The following is an 11,915-nucleotide window of genomic DNA, read 5'->3' as shown; positions in this document are numbered from 1 at the left end:
TCATAATAATAACGGGTTGTAATTCCGTTCTCTGTCCGCTCTGTCAGCAGGTTATCGCCATTGTACTTGTAGTTCACATGGCTTGATCCGTCCAGCTGTACGGCATTCAGCCGGTTCCGATTGTCATACGTGTAGCTCGTATCTACGGGTGTTATAGGCTTGTCGCTTTCCATGGTAAGCCGATTGCCCCGATTATCATAGCTGTAATTTTCGTTGTATTCCGATGAAGTAGCAATCCGGTTTAAAGCATCATACGAAAAGGATTGGGTGACTCCATTCTCCACTTTACTTGTTTGGTTAGCATGAAGGTCATAGCCATAAGAGAAGGACTGAACCGCTGTTCCTGATTTGGCTTGGGTTAACCCAGTCAGATTTACACCTTCATAGGTAAATGCAGCCTGGACCCCATTCTTCGCTTGTGTGGCAGACAGTAATCCATTCTTTTTATATTGATACGCAGCATCCCAATCAGCCGGCTCCGTACCGACCGCGGTTATCCGGTTCTGTACATCATACTGATAATTGGTGACGACACCGAATGGATCGGTCATCTTCGTGCGTTTTCCTTGCGGGTCGTAGGCATATTGCAGGGTCCGTTGATCCGGATATTTGACCTGCGTCAGCCAACCGGTTGAGGGCTCGTAGGTATAATTCGTTGTACCGGTCCCATCCTGCATAGACAAGCGGCGGCCGGCCGCATCATACGAGAAGGCTATTCTTTCATCCGTCGTCTCGCTTGCCGTGAGCAGATTGACTGCATTGTACGTGAAGGTGTGCGCATTTCCCTTCCGATCGATACTTTTTGTTACATTGCTGTTTGGATCATAAAAGTAAGTTTCAATCTGACCCAGCGGATCTGTTTCTTGAATCACTCTTCCCATCTGGTCGTAGCTTTTCAACTTTTTGTTACGATCGGGATACTCAATTTGGGTCAAGTTGCTCGCTTTGCTATACGTGTAGCGTGTTGTATTGGCCTTCGCATCCGTGACGGATACCAGCCTGCCCATAGCGTCATAGCTGTACTGCGTAGTTTGTACATCTCCGGCGCTGCTTCCTGCCCCATCACTCATGGTGAGTACTTTGCCTGCAGCATCGTAAGTAAACCGGACCGAACCGGTTAAAGCCCCGGCTGCACTAAAAATATCCCGCGCTGTGGCCCGGCCGAGCAAATCATAAGTTTCTTCGGCTCGATTGTTCTCGCCATCTTTGCTGATCACTTTACGGTGAATATCGTCATAAGAGACGGTTGATCTCGCCTGCTCTGCTCCAGGGTAGGTGGTCGCAATCAGCCGATCCCATTTGTCATACTCATAAGTCGTGCGGTTACCTGCCCCGTCCTGACTCCAAGTCTGGCGGCCATACGCATCATAACCGAACTCTTGTGAGGCTTTTCCGCTGAGGCCGGTCTTTATTTTCCACCCCAGTGGATTCCACTTCGTAATCTGTGTGACTCCTGTTGGATCTACGGTGGTGATTTCATTCGCTGCATCGTTATAGGTATACGTATACGTGCTTGAATCCGGCTGGGTTACTTTGGTGGCTCGGCCTAATACATCGTACTCGTAACTAGTCATAAAGCCTTTGCCGTCTGTAAACTTCGTCATAGCACCTGTAGCCGGGTTATACTCGAACCGCTGAGTCACCGTCGTGTTTTGTTTGGCTGCATCCGTAACTTGTACGGATTGCTCGGTCGGAAATGCGGATTGGTATTGAGTGCTGTACCCATTGGTAACGACAATATCCTGCGCGTCGTCTTTAATGGTAATGCGTGTAGGGTTACCGAAAGCATCATACGTATAACTCGTGTGGGCTTGCAGGGCACCTGCCGCATTGTTCTCTTTTANGCGCGTCGTCTTTAATGGTAATGCGTGTAGGGTTACCGAAAGCATCATACGTATAACTCGTGTGGGCTTGCAGGGCACCTGCCGCATTGTTCTCTTTTATCCGTACTTCCTTAACTCCATGGGTCACCGGATAACGTTCCAGTTCCATGTAGCTGTTTAGCCCGCTCGTAGCCGGTGCTGTTACACTGCTGAGCAAATGAGTGGCTGCATCATACTGATACGTGCTCACCGTATTAGCAGGATCCGTCTCTGTGAGCACATTCCCGTATTCATCATACGTACGCTGGCTCACTTGTTCCGTCGAGCCGGAGGAACCCTGCACCGTCTTCGTGGTGGTTTTCGTTGGAGACGGCCAGCGGTTTGTCCGGTTGTACTCCATGGCCGTGGTCGTTTGCGTCACACCATCGTCTTGTTTAATCTGGGTGTTATAGAAGACTTCCGGTGTATTGTCGTCGATATAGACTTTGTCGTAGCTGTACGTCGTTTGGGTTCTACCGTTGTTGATGGTGGTAGCGAAGGATGAGTTCGCCTTTTGAACCGATCCGCCGTCACCTTGATAGGTGTAATCGATATGATTGGATTTGCTTACACTGGCATCGGTGTATGTGATTACATCTTCACGCGATTTTACACGGTAAACCGTTTCGGAAGCAGTGGTGCCTAAACTGCGGTTATAGGAATCATAACTGAAATCAGTGCGTGCGTTTGTCGGGTGATACACCTGCTTCAACAGGGCTACGTAATTATCTTTTTTCTTGTAGGAACCGACAAGATCAAAAGGGGCTGAAGCAACCTCGTATACATATTGCGTTTTGCGACCAGCAGGGTCAGTTACTTGAGATAGCAGCTCTTTATTTCCTTGCGGATCTTTCGTTTTTTCATATGTTACTGTGCGATCCCCTTGACTAAGAGTTACTTCTGAACTTGAGTACTGGATTTTAATTTCATTTTGTAACGCGTCTTTAATTTTGGTTAAAACCGTTCCGTAACGTGAAACGTAAGAATATTCGAATTGAATGTTGTTTTGGTATGAATCTGATATTTGCAGCAGCTTGCCTTCTGAACTGAAGTACTGCTTTTGACCATCCAAAGCAGTAAGAACATAGGAGGAAGTTAAATCGTTTACGGTGACTGAGCCATCATAGGTTAACTTCAGATCTTTCCAAGGGTAGCCTTTTATATGGAGTCCGTCTAACTCGTATGTCGAACCTCCGAATAGAGTAATGTATTTCTTGTTGTCGCTTTTGGTCTCTATATAGGGAATATCCCAGCTCCAGCCCTTACCGATCGGGAATCTTTTCTCTTGACTCATCTCGCTGACTTGATTGCCGTAGGCATATTTAAATTCGCCGCAATTTCCATAATTATCCGTATAATAACAGACCGGCTTCTTACTATTTGGATATTCTTCCACCTTTCCTGTGGTATAGGCTTTAGCCATAAGAGGAGTGCCGCTAAGATATAGATCATCCTTTATCATGAATAGCGAAGCATCCGGGTTAGCTGGATCAAATTTATACGTATGTTCAAGTTCTTCACGGAATTGATTGTTAAAATCTTCTATAGGGGCCCGATTCAAAGGATAGGACCAGTAAGTATATTGGCCGTTAAATTGTACAAAGGAATGATACAACCATGAAAAATAGTACGGCTGAAAGTAAAAATCCGACGCACTTCCATGCGTAACAAGGTCACCCGAATACTTATAAAAGAGTTTTGCAGTCAGTTTCGGATAATATATGACCTCAAAAACGTTATCATGGATAACTTCTTTGTTGTAATAGATTGCATCTGAGCTATTGTAATTGCGGTTGAGAGTAAAAGACATCCCGTTGCGACCCGGCAGCGACATATCTGTCGATTGCATTTGTAAAGTACCATTGATAGTAGACACGTTATCATTAATTGAACCCCCATAAGGAGCACGATCAGTATTCATGTTCAACCGCTTTACAGCAAATTCATCATAACTCTGCGGAAATTTATCCGAAGAAGCAGCCCGGGAACTCAACATACCATATACAGAACCGGTTACCGAATAGATGTCTTCCGTTACAGAAGCCGGATAAAACCGGGATGGATCCGTGATGTTCGACTCTCTCGAGGACTCGACGTATGTGCCGGCTTCCTCATCGATCGACGGGGGCTGCGGCGCTGGTTGATCTTTTCTCTCTTCAAATCGTTCGGCCGAATAATCCATCTGTTTTAATCTTTCTTCAACAGCGGGATTCATTTGAGCCAGAGTTTCTCCCAATGGCTGGGAGGCTTTCTGCGCGAGAGCGGCTTGAATCTCTACCAGAGAATAGCCTTTGTTAAGCTCCGCCAATAAAGCCGTTGCTGGCACTTGGTACTTACGGCTTAACCCTTCGATCGTCAGCACATCTTGATTCTTTTGTGATAAGCGGATCGTTTCGTTCTTATCCTTACTGGCATATGTGATGCTGTGTAAGGGCGCAACTAATTGAATGAACAGGCAGCATAAGAGCAAATAATTTACTTTCTTTTTCATGAAGACTTCACCAATCCTTATATTTGGTAGAGTTTCTTATCAAATTGCCATAAATTAATAAAACTATTGGAAGGAATGAAGACTTGAGAGATGAGACTCCCAAGTGTTAAAATCACTCCTTACGCGATACAATTACTGAATTTTAATTAGATTACCGTTGCTGTCATAGATGTAATCTTGTATAACACCGGTTAATAGTATTCTCACGAAATCTAAGCGACCGTTTGTATCGTAAACATACTCTTTTAGGACAGATCCAGGACTTTCGGTCATCCCCTTACTCACAATTCTTTCTGGAATATTATCATTTTCATTGAACTTTTCAAAACTGTAGGCAGTTTTGGTGAGTTCCTTATGAGCCGTAGTGATAAAGCTCATTTTACCTACTTTGTAAGATAATCCATCTGTTGAATATTTATATACAGTGCGATCAGTAATAGCCTCGTTACCGTTTGTATATCTCGTTACATTTTGCTTGGATTTTAACCTATACACTTTCTCTTTTGCATTTGGTCCCAAAACTCGTGTAAAGTCCTCATATTCATAATGTTTACGTATGCCATCGTGCTGATACACCTGTGTAATTAGTGCTACGAAGTTTGTTTTCATATCTTGCGCACCAACTAAATCAAATGGTACTTCTTTAATATTATATACATACTGAGTTCTATTTCCTGATACATCCGTAACTTGTGCTAGTAACTCTTTATTTCCTTGAGGATCTTTAATTTTGTCATATGTAACAACCTGAGTCCCCTTTGTTATTGTTACTTTCGCTCCCGAATATCCGATGACAATTTCATCGCCACTACTACCTTTTATTTTACTTATCACTTGTCCATATGGTGCTACATTCTGATATTCAAATTGGATTGAATTAAGACTTGAATTTGATATTTGGATCAGTTGTCCATCTTTAGAGAAATATTGCTTTTTTCCATCAGTACTTTTAAGCGCATAACTAGACATTATATTACCTACATTAACTGTTGAATCATTCTCAAAAGTAAACTTGTTATCAATGTCCCCTTTTAGGGTGCTACCTACTACTTCATATGTAACTCCATCTTGCAAACGGATGAATTTTTTTTCATCAATAGTCTCAATATATGGTATGTTCCATCTCCATCCTTTTCCTATAGGAAATCTGTTCTCATTTGCATCTTTTTTTAGGGTATTATCATGCATTAATGTATTACCATACTCGGGCACTAACGATGGATCTGCTTTAACCTCTCCGGTCGTAAAAGCTTTGGCTATTAATTCCGTACCATTAAGCTGAATAGAATTATTAGTTATAAAAGGTATGCTATCATTCGACAATGGATTTTGATATTTCCAAATTCGAGAAAATGCTTCACTAGTTTTGTTATTGAATTCCTCAACAATTGGATATGTAGTTGGAAAGTTCCAATACGTATACTTCCCTCCAAATTGTAAAAAAGATCTATAAGGCGAAAAAAAGAAGTTGGATCCACTTCCAAAATAATTATCCACAGGCATATTATTGTATTTATAGTATAATTTTACCGACAAACCAGGATAGTATCTGACCTTGTAAGAATATCCCGAATAAATATCTTTCTCAGAGTACATTGACTCCGCGCTATCATATTGTCGCTCCAGGGTAAATGATAAGCTATCCTGTTCTTTAAGTGTCATATCTGGAACTTGAAGTTGTAAAGCTCCACTAATCATGGAAGCTCCTTCAAAGTTCGAAGCTGCCGAATAGGTTGCCCTGTCTGCTTTAGTACGTATTCTATTTAAAGTAACTTGAATCGGATCGCTCGAAGAGGTAGAGTTTGCAGCAAATTTTTCATTTAATAAAGGCACTGGTAAATTACTATCTATGATACTCGTTTTTTCATTTAGCATTTCAACGAAACCGCTATCTTGATGCGTGAAATTTTCAACTAAAGATTGAATTTTTGTTGAATTTGATTCATTCAAATAACCATTAGATTCTACTGGAGAATAGTCCATATCTTTTAAGCTCTTAAGAATGTTAGGATTGACCTCATGTAATCTCTCTCCTAAAGTTTCCCCGGATTGTTGAATATATTGTAAGGATGTAATAATTTCTGTTAATGTATATCCTTTGTTTAATTCTTGCAATAGATCGATTACAGAAGTTTTATATCTTTCACTAATCTTTTGAATTGATATAATTTCCTCTTCCTTTATTTCATTATTGTCTAATAATGATGATGAGTAAGCATGCACTTTAATAGTAAAAGTAGAACATAAAATGACTGCTAAAAAGATAATAATAGGTGAATAAATTAATTTTTTCATAAAAATGCTCCTTCACTTAGTACGTATAAAAATTAATCACAGGATTGTTTGTACACTAACATTTACTTCGCGAGCGAATTATAAACATATAAACCATCCTTTCCCCTTTTTATCCTTATTATCATTCCAAATGTTGTTATTTACAATATTTTTTTATAAAAAGTGGAAAGACTTTATATCATTGCTCTTTACCATGGAGCTGTAGAACATGAAATCAGAAATGCGAGTAAGTTCCAAACGACTCTTAAAAAGAATGTCTACGAAATAAGAGACTTCTTGCCAACGGTGGACCTTATTTATGAGCCTAGAGACTCTGTTGGGTCTATCACACAAACACCCGAATTTCCGAAAGCCTCCGGGGACGGCTCCTTCATGATCTTTTGGTCAAGTGACAACCAGTTTCTATCACCTTGGGTCCCTTAGAGAGACCGGCTGCCGGTTCAGGTGATGCGGAAGTAAAGTTAACCGCTGCTGTTATTCACGGTGCACTCTCCGCTACTACAGAGATCAAGGTTACGGTAAGACAGTATGAATCCAAAGTCACTCTGGTACAAAGTCTTCGTCCGGATCTTGTGCTCGTACAATTCGACTATCCTGTTATTTCTATCGATCTATACCGTTCCGGGAAAAGTAAAGTACCTTGAGCCCCTCTTTTACAATTCGGAGACAGGCACTTACAGGCTTGCATGGGTATCCGATTATTCGTCTGGCAACCCGGACTCTATGACTTACAATGTTTATGTTAACCATGTTTTGTATTCAACAGTCGGCCTGCAAAACTTACTGGAAATTCCAGTAAAGCCCGGTGAATCCTACACGTTCGAAGTTGAAGCCTGCAATGATATAGGCTGTAATCCCGAACGTACGCAAACAACCTACACGGTGCCTTATTCTCTGGATATCGAAAGTCTGCATCCCTACAATTCCGTAACCGGGGAAGTTTATGGTCAGCTTCAGACTGATAACCAAATACCTGTTGGTTACTTGCTGGATTCAGCCCCTGCAACTTCAGATTCTATCCTGATCAAGTTGAAGTATAAGCCTTCTAGTATAGTACCGGCTGGCAGTCATCTTGATTATTCGAATGTGCTCGTAACAAAGCTTTATGAACCTAGTAAAATCCTAAATCAAACCATCCTACTAAACGGAGAGAGTTTTCTCGTGATTAAACTTCCCCAGCAGCCGCTTGGGAAGTTTACAATTAGCGGGATCCACTATACGCACTCCGGCACAATTCACTCGGTAACTCCTGTATGGTTTAACTTAAAATAATTCGTATAAAACAAAGCTCGCCAATTACCCGTTACGGGCAACTGGCGAGCTTTGTTGGTTCTATCTAGTCTTTCGCTTGTTAATCATTTCACTGACTGTGACGAAGCGGAGTCCTTGCTCTCTTAACTGCGGAACCGCTATCCGGATCGTTTCGATTGTCTGGTCCCGATGACCGCCTCCATCGTGCAGAAGGATAACCGATCCCCTCACGGTATTATTCATGACCCGTTGGACGAGAATATCAACGCCGGGAAGCTCCCAATCTCTAACATAAAGGTTATGACTCCACACTACAAATTCATAACCCAGTTTCTTAATAACATCTACAGTTTGTAAAGTATACTTCCCGTAAGGCGGACGAAAGAGCACCGTTTTTTTACCTGTAATTTCGAAAATATGATGTTCTGTTTTCTTGACTTCAGATTTAATTTGCTCTGGAGTAAGATATCTTAAATCCGGGTGAGCGAAGGTATGATTCCCGATTTCGTGGCCTTCCTCAGCCATTTGTTTTATGATTTCGGGATGCTTTATTACGAACTCCCCTACCACAAAAAAAGTTGCTTTTGAGTTATTTTGCCTCAACAATTCAAGAATGGTCAAAGTGTGCCTGCAATCCGGACCATCATCAAAGGTTAAGCAAGCATACGGCTCGACAAGATCAAGGCTGCGGAAGTCAAAAACTACTCCTTCAACACGCTTATTCTTAGTAATCATAAAATCTTCTCCTTGGTTCTATGGAGTGAAAGGAGTGAGTACCGGCACATCTTCTGTCTAGTAAAAATCCAGCTCAATTTGTTTGATCGTACGGGTCTTCCTGAATGGAAGCAAATTAATCAGATATAAGAATTTATCTTTGCTGCATCCATATCTCATCGATAATAAACAAAAGTAAACAGACTTCCAGAAATCATCCCTGTTAATATAACTCAATGTCAAATATTTCTTGGCAATAGCTCCATCGATCGTTTTAAAGCATTGTTTCTTGTCCTTGATCCTTTTGCTTTGCTGCACGCGCTTCCTGATCATCAAACGAATTTGATTGGAGTTGATGCCGGAGTCTGTGATTTTATCGCACAACGCCTTATCTTTGCAGAGGCTCTCGATATCAACTTTGCTTCGGTCGAAAAAGTTATACAGGCTGTCCGGTGTTTGGTGATACAGGAAATGATAATTATTGATGAGCGCGATTTTACTTTCCGCAAAAAAACGGATAAAAAATTCTGTATCCTCTCCCGTAAAGTACTTCTCATTCAACATCCCGACTCTATTCAGAGATTGTCTTTGTATCACCATCGTATTAATGTGATAGAACCAGCCGTCATCCGTAGCATAATGCTCAAAAAACCGTTCATCAAATATAATGGCATTTTTGTAAGTTTCAAAGAGACTTGCTTTTTGTTTTAAATTATTCTGCGTGTGTAAAGGATCAAATACCCGGATCTCTCTTTCACCGTGTTTTTCAATCCACAAAGAAAAACAAACCTCAGCATCCTTTGTCTCCAAAATCTCTATGCTATCCAGTAAATGATGTTCCAGCCACTCATCATCCGAATCCAGAAAAGCAATGTATTCGCCTTCCGAATGAATGATGCCGCAATTTCTCGCGCCTGAAGGTCCTTTCGAGCGATCATTGGCAATGTACTTAATTCTGCTGTCCTTTTGTGAATAGCTTTCAATTAATTGTTTAGTATTATCCTGACTGCCGTCATCTACAATAAACAGCTCCCAGTTGGAGTATGTCTGTTTGAGTACAGATGCAATGGGGCGGTGCAGCAAGTCTGCCCTGTTGTAGGTTGGAATTATGATGCTGACAAGTTTAGAACGTATCAAGTAATTCACCCCTTAATTGTTTACATAATAAATATATTTACTAGTGGATAATAACTCATGTCACAACTATTCCTAATCAATTAACGTGAGGGCTTTCTAGCTTCATCTTCTTTCGGTTTATCGGGCCATGTATTCCCTCCAAAATTTTATTGAGCCGTACATAATTTTACTTTAATTTATTTTTTTGCCTGATATAATATATCTATCTAATTCGTGAGAAGTCTGTATTAATATGCTTCAAGACCTATAATACAAATTACTTTGGGCAGCACTTATAACCTAATAATATACAGATCATTTAAATATGTAAATAATTTCTTACTGTTTAATTTTTATAGTCTTTTTTTAAAATTATGGTTATCATAGATGCCACTTTTTCTTAATAATGATCAAAGATTTTCTCCAAAAAAAGACTAGCACAGCTTGTCATGAAAGGAGTTTTTATATTGGACGCTCTATTTTTAAGAAAGAACTATTTGAACTGCGTAAAAATCGAACTCGTCGAACATTTAATTCATCATGGAGAAGCTTTTTATCAATTGTTCTATAACAGTTATGAGAATACGAATAAGATTTATGAAAATATCATTGTTCAGAACAAAGGGTTTTGGAATTATCCTTCAGAGAGTTTGAATAACGAAGATTTGTTTGAAACAGGAATTTTAGCCATTCCATGTGAAGTACAAGACCGTTACCAGACGGAGGCATTTATACGTTCTAATTTACAACAAGGGAACATTCTTTTTTTCGGAATTGAACCCCGTTGCTTACCTGGATTTGACCTGCTCGCGCCAGATTCCAAGCACTCTGTTATGATCGAAGAATGGAATGAGTCAGAGGATACGTACAAACTGAATGATGCCAGTAAATTCGTTGGTAAGTGGATAGATCGGGGAAGAATACTTGATATTATGGAAGAACTTAACTCTCCGCTATTTGCTGTAGATTTCAAAAAATTCCATGTCTCAGATAATGTAAGGAAAACGTACCAGGAGCGTGCTGAAGAACGGATTAAACGTCATGCGGACGACTTTTCTTTTTACCAGTCTTTTATTGATTCTATAGCTGATTTCAAGAATAAATCGATTACAGAAATGGAAGAATCTCTGGGTGCATGGAGGCAAGCTTTTCAAATTATTGCCGGGTCCAGATATAACTTCAGCCGCTATGTCCAGCACCTTCACTCTGCCAGTTCCGTTTCTTCTCATTTATACTTAAGCGATCTGATTTTGCATTGCTCTGATTTAGCTGAGAGCATTAAAAATTCCTTACTAAAACAAGAATTGCTTCTCAAAATGTATCCCGAAAATGTTCTTTTTGATGATATCGTCGTAAAATCCCTGATTTTAAAAGACTTTGAAATTCTAACCTTAAAAAGAATAAAAAAGTTTTTCGCTCCCAACGATTCATCAGAAGACTTCCCGACATTTAATATAAAGCTTTCCAATCCACAAAAAATCACGCTGCTGGATAAAAAACCAAGCAGTGCGACTTTAACGTGGAACGGCTCACCTAAAGAACAATTTGTTATTGCCTACGAACTATCCGTGAATAACCAGATATGTACTACCAAAGTACCTTACTTCACTTTAAGAGACCTGAAACCCGGGACAACCTACGAAATAAACATAAAAGCCATAAACGCATACGGAGAGAAGTCTATTCCCGGCACAGATATCAGTATTACTACTGAAACTTACGGCATTGACCTGGATAAAGCTCTCTACAGGCCTACTACCGCTTCTTCTTATGAGGATGATAACCTGGATCAAAATTACCAGCCCTCTAACGCCGTTGATGGCAATGCTAATACCAGATGGAGCAGTCTCTACTCAGAGCCCCAATGGATATCAGTCGATATGGGGGCTATAACGGATATCGAATCCGTAACTCTAAGATGGGAAGGAGCCTACGCCAAAGCATACCGGCTGCAGGTATCTACCGATGGACACACCTGGTCTGACATTTACGAGAATAGAACAGGCTCAGGAGGAACAGAAGTTATTGAAGCGGCTGGAAGGGGAAGATTTTTGAGAGTAAATTGCCTGGAAAGAGCTACTGAATACGGCTTCTCCTTGTGGCAAATAGCCATCAAAAGCAGGGCGGACAGTAAAGCCGAATCTGAAACAAAAATTCCGGCCGATAGCAAATTATAAACGCAAAGA

The 11,915-nt window shown here is 40.7% G+C and carries 6 protein-coding genes and 2 pseudogenes; 3 read left to right on the top strand and 5 right to left on the bottom strand.

The features are described 5' to 3' along the window. From AR333_RS25710 to AR333_RS02835, 3 genes and pseudogenes are all read right to left on the bottom strand, one after another. A pseudogene (locus tag AR333_RS25710) lies at window positions 1-1,604 on the bottom strand (type IV secretion protein Rhs); the annotation flags it as partial. A 240-nt stretch (window positions 1,605-1,844) separates the two neighbouring features. Beyond that, a partial coding sequence (locus AR333_RS25705; protein ID WP_367584187.1) for an RHS repeat domain-containing protein occupies window positions 1,845-2,223 on the bottom strand: 379 nt, incomplete at its 3' end. Window positions 2,224-4,485: 2,262 nt separating this feature from the next. Next, window positions 4,486-6,648, bottom strand: a complete 2,163-nt coding sequence (locus tag AR333_RS02835) for a hypothetical protein (RefSeq protein WP_068773827.1) — start codon at window positions 6,646-6,648, stop codon at window positions 4,486-4,488. Between the two features lie 410 nt (window positions 6,649-7,058). Here AR333_RS02835 and AR333_RS25700 point away from each other — a divergent pair. Both AR333_RS25700 and AR333_RS02830 read left to right on the top strand, forming a co-directional pair. Then, window positions 7,059-7,163: pseudogene (locus AR333_RS25700) on the top strand (hypothetical protein); the annotation flags it as partial. 13 nt (window positions 7,164-7,176) lie between these two features. After that, the gene (locus AR333_RS02830; protein ID WP_068773826.1) at window positions 7,177-7,920 is read left to right on the top strand and encodes a hypothetical protein; all 744 of its coding nucleotides are present in this window, start codon (window positions 7,177-7,179) and stop codon (window positions 7,918-7,920) included. Window positions 7,921-7,980: 60 nt separating this feature from the next. On the opposite strand, the gene AR333_RS02825 is transcribed toward AR333_RS02830, so the two are convergent. Both AR333_RS02825 and AR333_RS24110 read right to left on the bottom strand, forming a co-directional pair. Continuing rightward, window positions 7,981-8,634, bottom strand: coding sequence for a polysaccharide deacetylase family protein (locus tag AR333_RS02825; RefSeq protein ID WP_068773825.1), 654 nt, complete (start codon window positions 8,632-8,634; stop codon window positions 7,981-7,983). Between the two features lie 57 nt (window positions 8,635-8,691). Then, complete coding sequence (locus tag AR333_RS24110) at window positions 8,692-9,750, bottom strand: glycosyltransferase family 2 protein (protein ID WP_084783480.1); 1,059 nt, start codon at window positions 9,748-9,750, stop codon at window positions 8,692-8,694. Window positions 9,751-10,196: 446 nt separating this feature from the next. Between AR333_RS24110 and AR333_RS02815 the strand changes: the two genes are divergently transcribed. After that, window positions 10,197-11,906: a discoidin domain-containing protein gene (locus tag AR333_RS02815; protein WP_068773824.1), complete on the top strand. Its 1,710-nt coding sequence runs from the start codon at window positions 10,197-10,199 to the stop codon at window positions 11,904-11,906. Window positions 11,907-11,915: the final 9 nt, after the last annotated feature.

This window comes from Paenibacillus sp. FJAT-26967 (genome assembly GCF_001541095.1).
Lineage (GTDB): Bacteria > Bacillota > Bacilli > Paenibacillales > NBRC-103111 > Paenibacillus_F.
This window is presented reverse-complemented; position numbering and strand designations above follow the sequence as displayed.